Genomic DNA, 17,312 nt, shown 5'->3' on the forward strand with positions numbered 1-17,312 from the left:
AAACCTTTTGTCGCCATTTACCCAGATGGAAGAAGAAAGACGAATAAGCAGAACGTGTATGCTCTGTTTTACAAAAAGGGGAGAGATCCATGGAACAATTAGCTTATAAATATCCAACGAAACAGCCGATCAATAAGAAAATCCATGTAGGAGTGGTCGGTTCAGGAGATTTGGAAATCTTGATGTTTCCAACAGAAAAAACAGAATCTACTGTAAAAATTTGTACAGGAAGCGATGGCTTCGGCGAAGTATGGAACAATGTATTAACGAGATTTTTTGATCGTTATCCAATTTCAGCAGATATCGTGATCAATGACTTCGGTGCTACACCAGGAGTTGTGTACCTACGATTGACGCAAGCAATGGAGGAACTTTCAGATGAAAAATAGTTTTGTAGAATTAAACGCCAGAGAACGAGTGAACGCTCTACTTGACAATGGACGTGAATTGATTGATCCATTCGATCAAATCATCGCGCCAAGTTTGCCAGCACAAGGAATCGTCCCTGAAAGTGATGACGGGATCGTTGTCAGCCGTGGCACGATCAATGGCAAACAAGCAGTAGTAATCGCTATGGAAGGAAAATTCCAAGGTGGTGGTATCGGTGAAGTTTCCGGTGCAAAAATCGTTGCTGCACTTGAACATGTGTTAGAAGAAAATAAAAAAGGAAATGAGATCTTTCCAGTCATTGTACTAGATACAGGTGGTGTTCGTTTGCAAGAAGCAAACTACGGACTGTTATCTATTTCAGAAATCGGAAATGTAATCATTGCTCTAAAACAATATGTACCAGTCATCGGTTTGATTCCAGGACGTGTAGGATCATTTGGCGGTATGTCGATTACTTCAGCATTAATGAGTTATTTAATCGCAACAAAAAAAGCGAGAGTCGGTTTGAATGGACCAGAAGTTATTGAACAAGAAGCAGGCGTTCGAGAATTTGATTCTAGTGACAAAGACTTGATTTGGAATACATTAGGATCTCGTCAACGGGTAGAGTCAAAAATCATTGATGAATTAGTGACTGATAGTGTAGAAGCAATCAAAGCTGCTGTCATCGCAGCAATGGACGAACGAAAAGACACGCATCGCAGTGAAAGCTCAGCATTTTATTTATCATTACTTGATTCTTTAGATCTTTCAAAACCAATGGCCATTGACGATTACAATGAAGCAATTGCTAACCATCAAGCAAAATCAATTGACTTACCAGAAGTAGCAGAAGGAAATGAACCAGCTGCAGCAAGTGTTGGTTACGATTGGTTTGCGGCACTAACTGGCATGAAAAATCCAACTTCTTCTATTAGTACTGTGTATTATGGTAAATCAAGTAAATTCATAGAAGAAACCATCGTGACATCAATCGTACCTGATCCTAAAAACCCGATGTACCGTGTACGAAACGGTGAAGTTGGTTTAGTTGAAGGTTTCCGCATGGGACAAATTTTGGATCACGTTTACGAAGAAGATAAAGATAAAAAAGTGAAACGGCCAATCATCGTTGTGATCGATGTACCAAGCCAAGCATACGGCTATAACGAAGAATTAATCGGTATCCATGTGGCTTTGGCTAATAGTGCTGCTGCTTATGCAAAACTCCGTCAAGCTGGACATCCAGTTATTGGATTGATTGCAGGAAATGCTATTTCAGGTGCATTTTTAGCACATGGATTACAATCAAGCCGCTTGATTGCTTTAAACAATAAAGAAATTACCGTCCAAGCGATGTCTAAAGAAAGTGCTGCACGTGTGACAAAACGTTCGGTTGCTGAAATCGAAGCAGCTGCTGAAAAAGTTCCAGCTATCGCTTACGATATCAATAATTATACAAAACTAGGAGCGATCTATCATTTCCTAGAAGATATCACCGACCAAGCTGCTTCAGAACAAAATGTCAGCAAAGTCATCGAAGCAATCAATGAAGCCATTCAAGATGTCCGCAATACAAATGACACGATGCTGACAAATCGATACACAAACGAAACAGCCAAAACATTCGGACGTGTCGAAACAAATAAAGTCCGTGCCAAAATGGACGAAGAATGGGATGCATAAAAAATGATTCAAGCACATGGTATTGTCCTTTTTGATAAACATGAAATAGAAGGGTTCACCTTGCCTGAATGGGTCGTTCTAACTGAAAAGATGTTCGGAACAGTTCGTCGTGCGTCGACGGATCACGCAGAAATACTACCGATTGGTTTACGTGGACCTGCCCGCAATCAGAGATGGGCAACAGAAATCTCAAAACATGCCGTCAAACAAGTCATTCATCCGTGGGACATCATCGAACAAGAATCGTATAGACAAGAGAAAATCATGGATTATCCTGTTTATCAGCAATTTCATGCTGCTAGAAACATATTATCAGGATGTAAATGGGGAATCGGCGGCAGCTTAGGATTTGAATTATCGACTGGGATTCCGGCAGTAAAAGAAACCAGTGATTTTGATTTGCTACTGTACGCAAATTCACCGATTGAATTGCCAATTCAGGTAATTCAATCGCATCCTGCTTTTTTTGAGCAATTCGATACCCAAGTAGTGACTCGGCAAGGCGGTTTTTCACTAAAAGAGTATTTGAGAGAGCCAGAGAAAAAAATTCTATTGAAAACAGTCGAAGGACCTAAATTAACTAAAGAACTTTGATAATAAAGAAAAAGAGAGAGAAAGAGATGTTTGAAAACAAAAAAATCAAAATCAACGTAAGTGACTTCCAGAAAGTATCAGCTGTAAAGGCTGTTATGATGCAAACGATATTGAGCTTTGCTTTGGCAAACAGCCACAGCGCAACAAATACAGCTTTTCTTGGTACCTTTTACGTCATCGTTAAATACACAGCACCAATGTTTATTTTTGCAATTGTTTATAATATGGTAAAAACAAGCCAGCATTTGTCTTATTGGGAATTTTTGAAAGAAAAGTTTTTTGAACTAGTCGTTCCGTATCTTCTATGGACGACGGCTTATCTTTGGCTATTTCCAGCAGTCCAACAACAAACTCCGTATACGATACTGCAAGCTTTTTACTGAAATATGTCACAGGTGATGGAGCGCCTCATTTATGGTATACCGTTATGATGCTGCAGATCCAATTGTTCATGCCGTTTTTTGTTTGGCTCGGTTACAAAGTATTTGCTAATAAAAAATATGTATGGCCAGTATTGATTGGTTCAACGATTTTATATGTCGCATGGTATCTGTTCTATCAAACACAAGTATTGACTGGGCCTTATCATGACAGCTGGTACTTGTTAGATCGGTTTGTTGCTAGTTTCATGATTTACGGGATTTATGGGGTAGCCGCATTTGTTTATCATGAAAAAGTTTATCAATATTTGGACAGAGTACGTTATCTTTTCTTACCTGTTGCCTTAGTTATCGCGTTCTTTTCTGTCCGTTCATTGCTCGCACATCCAGGAGACTTGAGCTTTGCGAATGCGCCTTACTTGAATACGATCCAAAGTTTATACAGTTTAGTCATCATCTTTGCTGTCTTCATAGGCGCTTCCAAAATGATTGTAAACGATTCGCCAAAATTGCCATTGTTCAAATGGTTGTCTGTTTATGCTTATCGTACGTATTTAGCCAATGTATTTGTTTTCCAAGTACTGTTATTATTGTTTAAAGATAGTTGGCTGCAGTTACCTTCAGGAGTCATGATTCTTGTAGCTTATCTAATGACGGCAAGTTGTGCATTTGCTTTAAGCTGGTTACTTCATATCATTTGGGTAGCTATCAAAAAAGGTTTCAGCAAGTAATAGTAGGAAGAAGGAGTGAGTGTCATGATAAATGACGAACGAAAAAAAGCAGTGACTCAGCAACTCGCTGCGTTGGTAGAGGAAGCATTGATCGCAGAAGTAACATTAAGTCCAAAACCTGGATTAGTGGATGCACTGGATGCGGGTGCACATTCCGATATGGACTATGCTTTATTTCTTAAGTCTGCTAAGACGCTAACTCCTTTTTTTGAAGAAATGGCTCAAATAGCATGGCATCATGCTATTGATCAGGAGTTAAGAGAAAGAATTGCTGAGATTGGGCGAAAAGCGGAAAAGGCAATGCTGATTGCTACAAATGGCATCAATACCCATAAAGGAGCGATTTGGGCAATGGGGCTATTGATCAGTGTCATTGCACAAAAAATCAGTATGGAACAGCCTTTTTCTTTATCGAAAATACTTGATGATGTCAGCAAGCTTGCTGCTTTTCCTGATACAAAATATCGTCATAAAAAAAACACTCATGGTCATAGGGTGAAGCAAAAATATGGCGTAAATGGTGCATATGAAGAAGCAATATTAGGGTATCCGCATATCAGGCTTGCAATCCAAGCAGCTAAGGAGCTAGATAATGATTCATATGTACAGAAACAAATGCATATGTTGTTAGTTTTGATGAGTTCGCTAGATGACACATGCGTATTGCATCGCAGTGATCAGAAAACGTTAGTGGAAATGCAAAAACTTGCTCATGCTGCTAGTCAAAGTGCTTTACCAAATCGTCCATTTACAGCACTGTTGCACTTTTGTCAGGAAAACCAAATCTCTCCTGGAGGAAGCGCAGATCTCTTGTCTGCAAGCTTGTTCATGCTGAAGATAGAGGAATTATGGACTGCCGACACATACATCTGTTCGATGTTACTCAATGACTAAATAAGACAAAATTGCTAAAAAAACAGTTTATGCATCTGGTTATTGACTCTTCCTTTTAGCAAGGCTATGATAAAAATAGTTTTTTGTAATAAAAGATAACGAGGAAGACAATGAAAAAAATCAATTATTTAGCAATCATTTTGTTAGTGGGCCTATGTTTGTTTGCTCTGCCGACCCAAGGATTCGCTGTCGCGGGTGGTCATGATGGAGGTACATCTAGCGGTCGAAGTTCGGGCAGAGGTTCATTTGGCGGTCGTTCATATGGGGGCAGTTATTTTGGCAGTCGTTCTTACGGCAGAGATTCTTATGGGTATTATGGTCCAAGTACAGGTCCTTCTAGTTATGAGCAAACGGGATTTCTTGCATTAGCTGTTTTGTCAGTAGGAGGGGTTTCTGCTTTTTCTATCGTCAAGAATAAAAGACAAAAGAAAAGGCTGAAAGCGGAGATATTGTCCCGCATGTCAGGAACGGCTAAAGAAAAGAAAGCACAGTTTCTGGAAATCCAAAAGATATTCATGAAGATCCAATCCGCTTGGGAAGAAGAAACTCCTGAAAAAGCCAGAAGCTGTTATACAGACAAGCTGTTTGCCGAAAATCAGAAAGTTCTGCAAAAAAACAAAGCAGACGGTGTAAGAAATCATACTAAAAAAATAACTATTCAGGAAGTAGGAAATTATCGACAGATCCACGAAAATAGTTTTGCCATCCGAATTGATTTCAGATGCTGTGATTATTCAGTCGATCGAAAAGATGGGCGATTGATCTCAGGAAGTAAGACACAACGACAGTATTTTTCTCAGATATGGTATTTTGATTTTTCTGAGAAAGAAAAAAGATGGCAAGCCGATTTTATTCAGCCGATTATGCTGGATTGACAGGAAATATTTATGAACGGAGTTGTGACAAAAGCCTTGTCGCAACTCCTTTTTCTGAATAAACGGTGTGCCAGAGATAGCCTATCGGCAATAAGGCACGATTTTGTAAAATATGGGAAGCTATTTTTCAAAATCGCTTCTTATCGTTCAAGGCTGAACATCTCTGTCACAACTTCTCCACTAAATGGTGTTCAAAAGCTTGCATCTGCGATAATAAGAACAACCAAACAAAAAATAGGAAGCACTATTTTAGTTTAGTTGTTCTTATTACTTGATGCAGGACAGCTTTTTCACAACCTCTTTTTTGTATAGATGGGCAAAATTTTTGTAATAATAGGCGTATGTCTTTTTCGTTGAGGAGATGAAAAAGCATATGGCTTATTTTTTGTTTGCTTTGCTTACTTTCTTTCCACTTCAAGTGGCAGAAATATCTACTTTTTATTATGTAAGCGGAACCATATACTTGAAATCAGAAGGAGATCATTTCTATGAAAACAAGAACAATTGAAATACTTCACAGAATCATGACAGCCCAATATCCAGTAAAAGCAAAACATCTAGCAAGTGAGTTCAATGTCAGTCAGCGGACGATCCGTCAGGAAGTTCTTGAAGCGAATATCTGGTTGAGCAGTAAAAAGCTTCCGGAGATCCGTACAATTCGCAACAAAGGTTTTTTGTTGAAGCTGGAAAAGGAAAAGCAAGCTCGATTAGAAACTGAAATAAAAGATGTGAAAGACGGCTTTTTGAATCGGCGCGAACGTATTTTTGATCTAGTTTTAGCCGTTGCTTACAGCCGAATCCCGATCCATCTAAACAAAAAAGAAGAAGAATTTCAAATCTCTAAAAGTACATTAGATGAAGATATGAGACGGTTACGAGCAACACTGGTCAGTTATGGGATAGAGATCGTCAGTTATGGAAAGCAAGGACTGGTTTATAAAGGTTCAGAACGATCTATCCGTACGATGATCTATGATTTTATCAATCAGAATCTGGGAATGACCGACTTCTTTATGAATCAAGATGCACAATTAACACCGGCTCAAAAAATCTTTCTCCATTATTTTCCTTTGGTGGAAATCAAAAAAATACAGGAGATCTATTCCAATAAGTTGTTGAAACAAGAAGATGATATTTATAAAAAACAAATCCTGCTTTTTACATTGATCTGGATCCAGCGAATCAGGAAACATGAATTTATCTCTGCCATTAATTGGAAAAATACAGAAATAAAAGACAGTAGCTTTTCTGCATTTATTGACCACATGATCGAGGAATTTCAATTGGACAATGTCCCGCAAGTAGAAAGAAATTATCTTCGTTTCACTATTGAGACGTTCAATGCTAGAGATATCTCCAATTCAATCGAGTGGGTACAAGCTCAATTACTAACGATCCAATTGATCCAATTTGTAGAGAACGAGACACACGTACCTTTCCATCTAAAGGAAGAAGCTTTATTCGAAAATCTCTATAAGCACATGGCTGCACTGATTGTAAGAATCAAGAATCATATCCAAGTCATGAATCCATTGAAAGAAAACATCCGAACAAATTATTTCCCAATCTACCGCGCAGTCACTCATTTTGTTCCTACGATCGAAGAAGTAATTGGTGGCAAGATACTGGAGGACGAGATAGCTTTTCTTGTCATCCACTTTTCGACGATCGCCAGTGTAATCAAGCGAGACTTGAATTATGTTTATAAATCAGTCGTTGTCTGTAACCATGGGATGGCTACTGGAAATCTGTTAGCAGAGAATCTGAAAGAAAAGTTTCCTCAGATCGAGATTACTGCAGTTTTAAGTTCAAAAGAAATCGAATTAGTAGATAAATTGGATGTCAATCTGGTTTTCAGCACCTTTCAATTGAATTATCGAAATAAGCCGCTTTTAGTTGTCGATCCGATTTTAACTGAGACGAATATCTTGGTTATAGAAGACTTTTTGAAAAGAAATGAAGAACTACAGCGGTTAGAGCCTAACAGTCATGAATCGACGGAGTTATTCACTCAAATAATAGATGTCATGAAAGAAAGTGGTGGCCGAGTAGATCGAATCATCTATGGCAAGTTAGAAAAATTATTCGAAACAAACAATTTAGAAATCAACAAAAGGGAGATCCAGCCTATGTTAAAAGATATTTTGACGGACAGCAATATCATGATCAAAGAAAAAGCCACTACTTGGGAGGAATCGATTGAACTAGCTGCTAGACCATTGGTTAAAGAAAACATTGTCGAAGAGCGCTATGTCGAAGCGATGATTCGTGCAGTGAATGATTACGGACCGTATATCGTGATTGGCAAACACATGGCACTAGCCCATGCCCGACCAGAAGATGGGGTCAATAAATTAGGAGTCAGCGTAGCTACGATTGAGCAACCAATCGATTTCGGTAATCCTGAAATGGATCCAGTAAAGATTATTTTTTGTTTGGCAGCAGTAGACTCCTACTCGCATCTGAACATCATGAAAGAACTAATTGAATTGATCAACAACGAAGAGAAGTTGGATCGATTGATTGAATGCACAAATATCGAAGATTTCAAACAACTGCTTTTTTCAGTAGTTGAGAAATAATAAATGATACGGGGGAGAACAAAGATGAACAAATTGAACATTTTATTCGTATGCGGCGCAGGTTTAGGAAGTAGTTTTGCAGCACAGATGTCTGCTGAGGATGTTTTGAACAAATTAGGAGTAGAAGCCAAACTGGACCATTGTGATATTTCTTCCGCAGTTTCCATGAAACCAGATGTGATCATCACAGCAGAAAATTTTCGTTCGCAGTTCGAAAAGTTCGCAGTTGATCCTAAAACGGCGATGATCTATTTGAAAAATATTGTTTCAAAAAATGAAATTGAAGAAAAAATCACCCCAGTTCTGCAAGATAAGGGAGTTATCTAAATACAAAAAGAAAAGAGGGTAAAAACATGAGCGTTATCAATTTTATCATCGAAAATATTTTGACTCAGGCATCGATCACCATTGCATTGATTGCTATGTTGGGTCTACTACTGCAGAAGAAATCAGCAGGACAAGTCATCTCTGGCACGTTAAAGACACTCCTAGGATTTCAAGTGTTGAGTGCCGGTTCGAGCATCATCGTTGGAAGTTTAACTTATTTCGGGAAAATCTTTACTGAAGGATTTCATATGCAAGGGATCATCCCTTCTATTGAATCTATCAATGGTCAAGCAATGAATGATTTGGGTTTAGGTAGAGATATTGCACTGACGTTCTTAGCCATTTTTGTATTCAATATTATTTTGGCTCGTTTCACAAAATGGAAGTACATTTTTTTAACTGGTCAAGCAATTTTATGGATGGCAACGATGACGACAGTCTTTGGCTATTTTGCCGGTCTGCGAGGGATCGTATTGATCTTGGTCGGTGGTTTTATCGGAGCTTGTTTCGCCATTGCTATGCCGGCAGTAGCGCAACCGATCATTCGTAAAATCACTGGATCAAATGATATTGCTTTAGGTCATTTTTGTACGATCGGGTACTTATTTGAAGCCGGTGTTGCTAAGCTTTTTGGTGAGAAAGGCGAAAATAAAAAGTCGATCGAAGATATCAAGTTGCCGACACATTTCGAATTTCTGCAAGATACTTATTTGTCTGTCATGGTCGTGATGGTCCCGCTATATATCATCACTGTTTTATTTGCAGGCGAACCATTCGCTTCTGAATTATCAGGAGATCAAAACTATATCATGTTTGCCTTTTTACAAGCCATCCAATTCGTAGTGGGTGTGTATGTATTGCTAGCTGGTGTACGTCTACTGTTAGGTGAAATCGTGCAGGCATTTCGAGGGATAGCTATGAAATTAGTTCCTGATGCGATCCCTGCCTTAGATTGTCCAGTTTTCTTTCCTTATAGCCCAAATGCTGTCATTTTAGGTTTCATTACGACAACGATTGGTACGATTATTGCCATGTTTACTTTGCCCATGTTCGGCTTAGCGATGATTTTACCTGGTATGCTAACCAATTTCTTTGCCGGAGGGACAGCAGGGATATTTGGCAACGCAGTTGGCGGACGCCGAGGAGCGATCATTGGCGGTATTGCTCATGGTTTCTTTATTACATTATTGCCCGCTTTACTAGTAACGATCTTTAATTCGATGGGATTCATCAATGCTACAGCAACCGATGTAGATACAGTAGCCGCAGCACTCTTATATGCCTGGATCTTAAGCCCAGTTTTGAAAGCATTTTAATTGAAAGTAGGGAAAATGATGTTTGGATTTTTTAAGAAAAAAGAGAAAGAACCGAAAAAAGTTCTGGCAAAAGAAGAAAAAGCCCTATCGCCAGAAGCGACCGAAAAGATTCAATCAGAGATTACACAATTGAAACAAGAGATTTCCACTACCCAAGATAGGCATAAATTAGCGGAACTTTATGAACAAGTTGGACTTAAATTTTCTGAATTGTATGAGAACGATCAAGCCATCCAATATTTAGAAAAGAGCTTGGAAAATAAACAGACGATCGGAGATGGGTATAAAAAACTGATGAGCCTCTATAACCAGAAGCGTTCAGATGCTGCTCGTGCTGGTGATGATCAAGGGATCGATTACTACATGGGCAAAATGGATGAGATGCGACAAATTGCAAAACAAGTAACGATCAAAGGAAACAAATAAAAAGATAAGGTGGCAATAAAAGATGTATACAACATTGAAAGAAGTAACAAAAACAGCAGAAGAGTTGAATTTTACAGTTGGAGCTTTTAATACGCATAACCTAGAAATGCTTCCTGCCATGCTAGGCGCAGCAAAAGAAATGGGTTCGCCAATCATTATTCAAACAAGTGTCGATACCGCTAAATATATCAGCATGCATGTGTTAGTCAATGTAATGACAGCTATTGCAGAAGAAGAAATGGTTGATGCAGTCTTGCACTTAGACCACGCCCGAGACTTTGATGATATCAAAGAAGCAATCGACAGCGGATATACTTCTGTCATGTATGATGGGTCCCATCTGCCTTTCAAAGAAAATATCCTGAAGACAAAAGCAGTAGTAGAATATGCCCATGCGCACGGTGTTTCCGTAGAAGGAGAACTTGGAACAATCGGCGGTACAGAAGAAGGAATCCATGTCGCTGAAAATGACAAGGTATATACAAGACCGGAAGACGCAGTGAAATTTGTAGAAGCTACAGGCGTGGATGCATTAGCTATTGCTATCGGTACGAATCATGGACAATTCAAATCAAAAACAGAAGTAAACATTCCCTTGCTGAAAGAAATCGATGCAGTAGTTGATGTCCCCCTAGTTATCCATGGAGGAACAGGTGTGAAAGAAGAAGATTATCCTGAATTGATCAATAACGGGATCCGCAAATTCAATGTTGGAACGGAGCTTTTAGTCAACTGGACGAAAGTAGCTAAAGAAACCTTTAGTGAAACAGAAATCAACAAGTCTCTTCGCCATAATGTGATTCCAGCAAATGAAGCAGTAAAAGAAATTGTCAAGCATAAGATTGGACTGTTTATGAACTTGGAAAGTCCAATTAACTTAGGAAATAAATGAGATGAAAAAGTATTTCATTCTTCTGGCTGGTAGTCCTGGTACAGGAAAAACATATCTTATGAATAAACTACGGGAACGATTTCCAGATATGTATGCCATCACGCTCGATGAAATCAAGGAATACTATGCAGAATCCATCGGGTTTAACAATTTGGAAGAACGGGCGGAACAAGAAAGGACGAAAGTTTATCCTTTCTATTACAAAGCACTTGATTTGTATATGGAAGCAGGAAAGAAAGTGATTGTGTCCGAGTATCCTTTTAGTGATAAGCAAAAAGCACGACTCCAAGAATTAGCAGATAGATACGGATATCAGGTGATCACGATTCGCCTAACAGCAGACTTTGAAGTGTTATGGCAACGTCGGTACAAACGTGATCGTGAATCAGATCGTCATTTGAGCTATATCATGGATCATTATCACTATGGTGACGTATTGGAAGATCGAACGAAAGGGACCAATCATATTACGAAAGAAGCATTCAAAAAGATCATCGCCGACCGAAAATATGACAAATTCCAGTTAGGAACACTATATGAATTTGATGTAACAGACTATACTCAAGTGGATTACACTCCACTATTGGATAAATTAGAAAAAAAAATCAATGACAATAAGTAACAAAGAAATGGCTTAATATCGAAAAATTGGCTTTTGAACGCCGTTTACCGAGAGGTCGTGAGCCTACCGTTCAGCACCGAGTCACAAGGAGCAATTTCAAGAAACAGCTTCTCATGTTTGATGAATATTGTGACTTGTGACTGAGGAGTTGGTAGGAGAACACCGTTTAAGGAAGAGGTTGTGAAAAAGCTGTCCTGCCTCAATTAATAAGAACAGCCAGACAAGAATAGCTCGTCATATTTTTCGTTTGGTGGGGCTTATTACCGCAGATGCAAGCTTTTGAACGCCATTTATTCACAGCCCCAGAGAAGTCGAATGTCTTTTGTTCTCGAGTTTTTTAACATTCTTTTATTTATTGCAGATTTCATTATATTTATTTGCCGTAATTAAACTAGTCTTCTATACTTGATTACATAGTCATACATTTGCTAAAAAAGAAGGGAAGAGAATGAACAAGAAGTTGGCTCAATACAAAAGACTACTCGCACTTTCTCAAGCTGGTCTATATTATGGAAAAGATGTATTTGATAAAGAGCGTTTTGAGAGATCCGGACGATTTCATTGGAACTGATCAGTGAAATAGGAAAAGAAACTTTCGAAGAAATAAAAGCGCTCACAACGATTGGAGAAGGACATCCAACACCAAAAGTAGATGTTCGTGCCTATATCAAAAAAGATGGCAAGGTCCTACTAATCGAAGATAAACGGACGAAAGAATGGTCACTTCCTGGTGGATTTGCTGAAATAGGATTGTCTCCTGAAGAAAATGTGCGTAAAGAAGTCTATGAAGAAACAGGATTAACAGTAGAAACTACTCAGTTGCGAGCAGTTTTTGATACGAATAAACAAAAAGATATTCCACAGCTTTTTCAGTATTATAAACTTGTTTTTGCTTGTGCGATCCACGGTGAAGAGGCCAAGTTTATTGAGAATAATGAAACTTCCAACATGGGATTTTTTAGTATAGAAGAGTTGCCAAAGCTATCAGAAAAGCGAACAACGAAGAAACAGTTACTTATTTTAGAAAACAAAAACCAGATCTATTGTGATTGAGCTTTTTCGTAAAAGAAGAAAAGAATATACTTTACTCCTGAATAATTCATAGCTTTAATTCTTTGGCACATTTTATTGAAATATGTATCACTAATATCCCTATCAACTGATTTTGACTAAAAAGTTACTTCAAACATTCACTGTTCAAAAATATTGAGGAATAAATTTTGGGTGTAAGGCATTTTGAGCATACTTCTCCCTGGATAACTTCCCAGTAAAAAAATCGTTAGATTGTTGGATTAGATCCATTGACTGCCTCGCCTCAGGCGAGCAAAGACCCTGTAGAATTCATTCTGATACACATGATAACTAGATAATTTGAGATAGACTCGTCTACCCGTTTGGACTAATTTCCCAGCAACTTTCAGAAACTTCAATCGAATAGAATGAATGGTCATTCCCTTTTGGACTTCTTCAAAGCCAATCGTTCTTAAGAAGTTGACTAAGTTGTAAGCTATCAAGCTGAGCATCATTCGGACATGATTCTCCAAAAAGCGAGGACTGTCTGTTTTGTCAAAGTAAAAGCCAGCTTTCGCTTCTTTAATAAAGTTCTCCATTGTGCCACGTTTGGCATAGATAGAAAAGATGGTATCAGGAGAAACATTTTCTGATAGATTCGTCACGATAAATTCATGTCGAAAGAGTAGTTCGCCCGCTTCACGTGTTGAGCGTATACACACGCGACGACTTTGTGACCAGGATTGTGCTTGATAAGTGGTCGAGAAGTACTGAACTTCTCGTTCTTCCCACTTTTGATTATCGCCATAAAGTACTGATTTCTCAGCTATTTGACCTAGTCTACGATTATTCTTCAGTCGAATAACATAATGACTCTTTTTTGATTCACACGAATCATACACACCAGGTGTAGCGAACCCGCTGTCTCCACGAACCAAGATGTCAGTGTTTGGTAGAGAGTGATTATAGTGCTCTAATAAAGGTGTGAGAAACTCCTTTACGCCTTTTGATGTATATTGATTTCCTGAACGTAGTTCAGCTTTTAAGAAGTCACCAGTCAATCCGTCAAAAGCTACCAATGGATGGTAACCATAGGTTTGGTAGTGTGTATTATAATTCGTTTGTTCTTGGTGACCAAATGTATCTGAATGGGTCGAATCTAAATCAATGATTAATTCCGTATCATTACGGATGAGGCGTGCTTTATCGATAAGTTCTTGGTTCAAAGCTTGAAGTTCATGGATATTCTCCTCAGATAGTCGATCTAAAAATCGGGAAAGTGAAGATTGAGAAGCGAGTTCTTTCCTATCTAAAACAGCTTTAAACACAGGATCTTGTCTCAGGAGATTAGCTGCAGAATCAGCTGAGTAACCAGCAATTAATTGCATAATGAACTGCTCAAGTATGGATAAGTTGTCATGAGTAAAATACGCTCGTTCGTCTTCAATGTGAATGTGTTGCTTAGCCAGTTCAGAAAAACCAAAGATGTTCATCAGCTCTTTCACTAGGACGAGACCCGAATCACTCGATAATTGACCACCTGTATGAGAAATAGTGATATTTGAATTGAATTTTACTTGGTTTTTGTGTAAGCTAGTCATGAAAAGAACTCCTTTCTTTTGGTTGGTTTAGTCACTTTAACCATAGCAGAAAGGGGTTCTTTTTTCATCACTTAACGGGTGAAGATGAAAAAGTAATTGTAAGCTGCCGTGAGGCAGTTTCACATGGTTTTAATTAAAAGTATGAATTATTCAGGTTTACTAGTTATTAAAAAAGAACTTGATTTTTTTATTGAAAATAGTTGCATTTGCAACAAAAAGAGGTAAACTAGTCTTACAAACAAAATAAAGGTGGGATGAAATGGCTGAAATCCTTCGAGACATCGGAATGATTGCCCGAGCGCTAGATTCTATCAGCAATATCGAATTCAAAGAAGTCGATTTAACAAGAGGACAGTATCTTTATTTAGTACGTATTTGCGAAAATCCTGGAATCATCCAAGAAAAACTAGCAGAAATGATCAAAGTAGATCGTACAACGACTGCCCGAGCAATCAAGAAATTAGAATCCAATGGGATGATCGAACGTTTGGAAGATAAAGAAAATAAAAAAATCAAGAAACTCTATCCGACTAAAAAAGGAGCAGAAATCTATCCTTTCATCATTCGAGAAAACAACTACTCCAATGCAGTCGCATTAAATGGTCTTTCTGACGAAGAAGCAAAACAATTGGAATATCTTTTAAATAAAGTATGCAAGAATGTTAGCGAAGATTGGAATTTTGTCAAAAAAGGCAATAAAAGGATCTATTGAAAGGAAGAAGCCGTGAATAAATACGAAATTCGAAAAATGACGCCTTCAGATGTAGACTTACTACAACAAATCAGTATCGAAACATTTACAGATACATTTGGAAAAGATAATTCACCGAAGCATTTAGCTGATTACTTGACACAAGCTTATGCGCCAGAAAAACTTACAGAAGAGCTAAAAGATAAAGAAACCGATTTTTTCCTAGTGAGTATCGATCAAGAGCCTGCGGGTTACCTGAAACTAAATACAGGAACGAGTCAATCTGAGGAAATGGCTGATCATTTTTTAGAAATCGAGCGAATCTATGTACGAAAAAAATTTAAACATCAAGGTATCGGTACATTTTTACTAGATACAGCTATTGAAAAAGCAAAAGAAAAGCAAAAAACAGCCATTTGGCTCGGTGTTTGGGAACACAACGATGTTGCGCTCGCTTTTTATCGTAAAAAAGGATTTATCAAATACAGCGAACATGTTTTTTATATGGGAGATGATCCCCAAACAGACTATCTATTCATCAAGCAATTATTCTAATCAAGAGGTGTGAACATATGAAAAAAGTAATAGTGGATACCAATTTCTGGGAAGTATTTCCTGAAGCAACCATCGAAATCTTATCCGTAAATGGTATCGATAACCACGTAACAAAAGAAAGTGAAGAAACGTATCATCAATTATTGAATGAGGCAGCAAAAGAAGCAAGAAATTACCTTACAGAAGAAACATTCAGCCAAAACGAAGTCATTGCTCAGTGGCGTCAGGCATTTACCACATTCAAGACTAAAAAAGGTGCACGTTCTTCTATTGAAGCTTTACTGAAACGTGCAAATCAAGAACGGGAATTTTTCCCAATCAATCCGCTTGTAGATATCTATAATAGTATTTCCTTGTCTTTTGGCGTACCTTGCGGCGGAGAAGATATCGAAAAGATCGCAGGAAATCTGCATTTAGGAAAAGCCCAAGGTGGCGAATCATTCTTGCCTTTAGGTGCAGATTCCGATGCTCCGGCACTTCCGGAAGAAATCATCTACTATGATGAACAAGGAGCGATCTGTCGCTGTCTCAACTGGCGTGAAGCCCAAAGAACGATGCTGACGGAAGAAACACAAGCAGCGGTGCTGGTCATTGAATCCATCAATGCTGAACAAGCGGCACGTGGCGCACAGGCAATCGAAGCGTTGAAGGAAAAAATCGATCAAACATTTGGCGTAACTAGTGTTAGACACACACTAACCAAAGATGAATCAGAAGCAGAATTATAAAAGAATCGAAAAAAGAAGAGCGGCATTCATTGCCGTTTTTTTTTTTTTGTAAAAAAAGTTTGTGGAGGAAAGCAATCCTAGAAACTATTGCTTTATTTTTCTTGAATAGTATCAAACACAAGGTGTTTGCGCTTTCGTGATATAATGGAATCAGTTTATAGACAGGAAAGAAAATCAAATAGAAAGAAGGGTCAAACGATGATACAAAAAACACGTGTGATGCTTTATGTCAATGACGTAGAGATGATTTGCCGATTCTTTGTAGAAAAAATTGGTGCAGAAATTTCTGAAACAATCGAATTGCCAGAAGAATTTAAGAGTATTGTACTCAGCATCTCAAAAGAATTAGAATTAGGCGTATTCCCAAAAGTATTTGTGCAGAAATTTTCACCAGAAGTATTAGGACCACCGCCTTCTTTAGTGTTTTTTACGGACGAATTTGAGACTATCTACGAGAACATGGAAGAACCAGGAGAAATCACAGACAACAATGGCGTCTTGACTTTCAATTTTTCGGACCCTGAAGGCAATTATTTTGTTATAGGAAAAGCTGAGTCGTCTGATTGAATAAAAAGGAGGAAAAACAGTGGATCTAATGGGAAGATTAGAAGGTTATTTGAAGTATCGGCGAGCAAAACATAGTGAGAAGCTTCGAGCAAAGAATCTCAAATCAGGAAAAAAGAAGACAAAAGGCTGGGGAAAAATGGTCGACACAGGTTTTGGCGGACTAAATAATCTGAATCCTGTCGATACAAAAGAATTCATCAAAGAATAACAGAAACGAAATGGTAAAATCAAATCACACTATTGATTTTTGAGACTAGAATGAAGAAACTTTATTAACACAATAAAGAAATTCTTGTAATCCAAAGTGAATGTTCATGAACTTTGAGATAAAGGGATTTAATCAGATGAAACGTTCGGATTTTGCTTAAAATCCGAATTTTTTGTTTACTTATATTTTGTTTTAGTATATGATAAAACACGTTGTTTTATTAATAAATCGAAATTTTAACGGACTTTATTTATAAT

Annotated in this window: 17 protein-coding genes and 2 pseudogenes; 18 read left to right on the forward strand and 1 reads right to left on the reverse strand. The window is 38.1% G+C overall.

Annotated features, from left to right (window positions below; translation table 11 throughout):
- The first annotated feature begins 89 nt into the window (after positions 1 to 89).
- From IGJ87_RS01565 to IGJ87_RS01625, 13 genes and pseudogenes are all read left to right on the forward strand, one after another.
- A complete protein-coding gene (locus IGJ87_RS01565) occupies positions 90 to 389 on the forward strand; it encodes a malonate decarboxylase subunit delta (RefSeq protein WP_002287548.1) in 300 nt (99 codons plus the stop codon).
- Positions 379 to 2,055: a biotin-independent malonate decarboxylase subunit beta gene (gene mdcD / locus IGJ87_RS01570; RefSeq protein ID WP_002328723.1), complete on the forward strand. Its 1,677-nt coding sequence runs from the start codon at positions 379 to 381 to the stop codon at positions 2,053 to 2,055. Before IGJ87_RS01565 ends, mdcD begins: the two co-directional genes overlap by 11 nt.
- 3 nt (positions 2,056 to 2,058) lie before the next feature.
- Positions 2,059 to 2,649 (forward strand): malonate decarboxylase holo-ACP synthase, encoded by a 591-nt coding sequence (locus tag IGJ87_RS01575; RefSeq protein ID WP_104770915.1) that lies wholly within the window; start codon positions 2,059 to 2,061, stop codon positions 2,647 to 2,649.
- A 26-nt stretch (positions 2,650 to 2,675) separates the two neighbouring features.
- A pseudogene (locus IGJ87_RS01580) lies at positions 2,676 to 3,760 on the forward strand (acyltransferase family protein).
- A gap of 24 nt (positions 3,761 to 3,784) precedes the next feature.
- Complete coding sequence (mdcB, locus tag IGJ87_RS01585) at positions 3,785 to 4,654, forward strand: triphosphoribosyl-dephospho-CoA synthase MdcB (protein ID WP_002319518.1); 870 nt, start codon at positions 3,785 to 3,787, stop codon at positions 4,652 to 4,654.
- 110 nt (positions 4,655 to 4,764) lie between these two features.
- Entirely contained in the window at positions 4,765 to 5,529 is a 765-nt protein-coding gene (locus IGJ87_RS01590) for a TIM44-like domain-containing protein (protein ID WP_104770914.1), read from the forward strand.
- Positions 5,530 to 6,017: 488 nt separating this feature from the next.
- Positions 6,018 to 8,111, forward strand: coding sequence for a BglG family transcription antiterminator (locus tag IGJ87_RS01595; RefSeq protein ID WP_002287536.1), 2,094 nt, complete (start codon positions 6,018 to 6,020; stop codon positions 8,109 to 8,111).
- A 24-nt stretch (positions 8,112 to 8,135) separates the two neighbouring features.
- Entirely contained in the window at positions 8,136 to 8,438 is a 303-nt protein-coding gene (locus IGJ87_RS01600) for a PTS sugar transporter subunit IIB (RefSeq protein WP_002287534.1), read from the forward strand.
- Between the two features lie 26 nt (positions 8,439 to 8,464).
- On the forward strand, positions 8,465 to 9,754 hold the full coding sequence (locus tag IGJ87_RS01605) for a PTS sugar transporter subunit IIC (RefSeq protein ID WP_104770913.1): 1,290 nt from the start codon (positions 8,465 to 8,467) through the stop codon (positions 9,752 to 9,754).
- Positions 9,755 to 9,772: 18 nt separating this feature from the next.
- Positions 9,773 to 10,180, forward strand: a complete 408-nt coding sequence (locus tag IGJ87_RS01610) for a hypothetical protein (RefSeq protein ID WP_002327509.1) — start codon at positions 9,773 to 9,775, stop codon at positions 10,178 to 10,180.
- Between the two features lie 22 nt (positions 10,181 to 10,202).
- The gene (locus IGJ87_RS01615; protein WP_002328728.1) at positions 10,203 to 11,072 is read left to right on the forward strand and encodes a class II fructose-bisphosphate aldolase; all 870 of its coding nucleotides are present in this window, start codon (positions 10,203 to 10,205) and stop codon (positions 11,070 to 11,072) included.
- A 1-nt stretch (position 11,073) separates the two neighbouring features.
- The gene (locus IGJ87_RS01620) at positions 11,074 to 11,694 is read left to right on the forward strand and encodes an AAA family ATPase (protein ID WP_002319525.1); all 621 of its coding nucleotides are present in this window, start codon (positions 11,074 to 11,076) and stop codon (positions 11,692 to 11,694) included.
- A gap of 448 nt (positions 11,695 to 12,142) precedes the next feature.
- Positions 12,143 to 12,747, forward strand: a pseudogene (locus tag IGJ87_RS01625) (NUDIX hydrolase).
- 239 nt (positions 12,748 to 12,986) lie between these two features.
- Here the strand turns inward: IGJ87_RS01625 and IGJ87_RS01630 are convergent.
- A complete protein-coding gene (locus IGJ87_RS01630; RefSeq protein ID WP_002323333.1) occupies positions 12,987 to 14,306 on the reverse strand; it encodes an IS1380-like element IS1678 family transposase in 1,320 nt (439 codons plus the stop codon).
- A 259-nt stretch (positions 14,307 to 14,565) separates the two neighbouring features.
- Here IGJ87_RS01630 and IGJ87_RS01635 point away from each other — a divergent pair, with 259 nt between their 5' ends.
- The 5 genes from IGJ87_RS01635 to IGJ87_RS01655 all read left to right on the forward strand — a co-directional run bounded on the left by IGJ87_RS01635 (position 14,566) and on the right by IGJ87_RS01655 (position 17,055).
- On the forward strand, positions 14,566 to 15,018 hold the full coding sequence (locus tag IGJ87_RS01635) for a MarR family winged helix-turn-helix transcriptional regulator (RefSeq protein ID WP_002294693.1): 453 nt from the start codon (positions 14,566 to 14,568) through the stop codon (positions 15,016 to 15,018).
- Between the two features lie 36 nt (positions 15,019 to 15,054).
- Positions 15,055 to 15,552, forward strand: a complete 498-nt coding sequence (locus tag IGJ87_RS01640) for a GNAT family N-acetyltransferase (RefSeq protein ID WP_002349822.1) — start codon at positions 15,055 to 15,057, stop codon at positions 15,550 to 15,552.
- 17 nt (positions 15,553 to 15,569) lie between these two features.
- Entirely contained in the window at positions 15,570 to 16,280 is a 711-nt protein-coding gene (locus tag IGJ87_RS01645; protein ID WP_002296773.1) for a B3/B4 domain-containing protein, read from the forward strand.
- 144 nt (positions 16,281 to 16,424) lie between these two features.
- The gene (locus tag IGJ87_RS01650) at positions 16,425 to 16,847 is read left to right on the forward strand and encodes a VOC family protein (RefSeq protein WP_002349820.1); all 423 of its coding nucleotides are present in this window, start codon (positions 16,425 to 16,427) and stop codon (positions 16,845 to 16,847) included.
- Between the two features lie 19 nt (positions 16,848 to 16,866).
- Positions 16,867 to 17,055: a hypothetical protein gene (locus IGJ87_RS01655; protein ID WP_002327504.1), complete on the forward strand. Its 189-nt coding sequence runs from the start codon at positions 16,867 to 16,869 to the stop codon at positions 17,053 to 17,055.
- The last annotated feature ends 257 nt before the right edge of the window (positions 17,056 to 17,312 follow it).

It is taken from the genome of Enterococcus sp. DIV1411a (genome assembly GCF_050531945.1).
GTDB classification, from domain to species: Bacteria; Bacillota; Bacilli; order Lactobacillales; family Enterococcaceae; genus Enterococcus_B; species Enterococcus_B faecium.

Excerpts from the sequence above, each read along its gene's own strand:
- IGJ87_RS01610 (WP_002327509.1), top strand. The coding sequence starts at position 9,773 with ATGTTTGGATTTTTTAAGAAAAAAGAGAAAGAACCGAAAAAAGTTCTG.
- IGJ87_RS01620 (WP_002319525.1), top strand. The coding sequence starts at position 11,074 with ATGAAAAAGTATTTCATTCTTCTGGCTGGTAGTCCTGGTACAGGAAAA.
- IGJ87_RS01565 (WP_002287548.1), top strand. The coding sequence starts at position 90 with ATGGAACAATTAGCTTATAAATATCCAACGAAACAGCCGATCAATAAG.
- mdcD (WP_002328723.1), top strand. The coding sequence starts at position 379 with ATGAAAAATAGTTTTGTAGAATTAAACGCCAGAGAACGAGTGAACGCT.
- IGJ87_RS01635 (WP_002294693.1), top strand. The coding sequence starts at position 14,566 with ATGGCTGAAATCCTTCGAGACATCGGAATGATTGCCCGAGCGCTAGAT.
- IGJ87_RS01605 (WP_104770913.1), top strand. The coding sequence starts at position 8,465 with ATGAGCGTTATCAATTTTATCATCGAAAATATTTTGACTCAGGCATCG.
- IGJ87_RS01650 (WP_002349820.1), top strand. The coding sequence starts at position 16,425 with ATGGAATCAGTTTATAGACAGGAAAGAAAATCAAATAGAAAGAAGGGT.
- IGJ87_RS01600 (WP_002287534.1), top strand. The coding sequence starts at position 8,136 with ATGAACAAATTGAACATTTTATTCGTATGCGGCGCAGGTTTAGGAAGT.
- IGJ87_RS01640 (WP_002349822.1), top strand. The coding sequence starts at position 15,055 with ATGACGCCTTCAGATGTAGACTTACTACAACAAATCAGTATCGAAACA.
- IGJ87_RS01645 (WP_002296773.1), top strand. The coding sequence starts at position 15,570 with ATGAAAAAAGTAATAGTGGATACCAATTTCTGGGAAGTATTTCCTGAA.
- IGJ87_RS01615 (WP_002328728.1), top strand. The coding sequence starts at position 10,203 with ATGTATACAACATTGAAAGAAGTAACAAAAACAGCAGAAGAGTTGAAT.
- IGJ87_RS01595 (WP_002287536.1), top strand. The coding sequence starts at position 6,018 with ATGAAAACAAGAACAATTGAAATACTTCACAGAATCATGACAGCCCAA.
- IGJ87_RS01630 (WP_002323333.1), bottom strand. The coding sequence starts at position 14,306 with ATGACTAGCTTACACAAAAACCAAGTAAAATTCAATTCAAATATCACT.
- IGJ87_RS01590 (WP_104770914.1), top strand. The coding sequence starts at position 4,765 with ATGAAAAAAATCAATTATTTAGCAATCATTTTGTTAGTGGGCCTATGT.
- IGJ87_RS01575 (WP_104770915.1), top strand. The coding sequence starts at position 2,059 with ATGATTCAAGCACATGGTATTGTCCTTTTTGATAAACATGAAATAGAA.
- mdcB (WP_002319518.1), top strand. The coding sequence starts at position 3,785 with ATGATAAATGACGAACGAAAAAAAGCAGTGACTCAGCAACTCGCTGCG.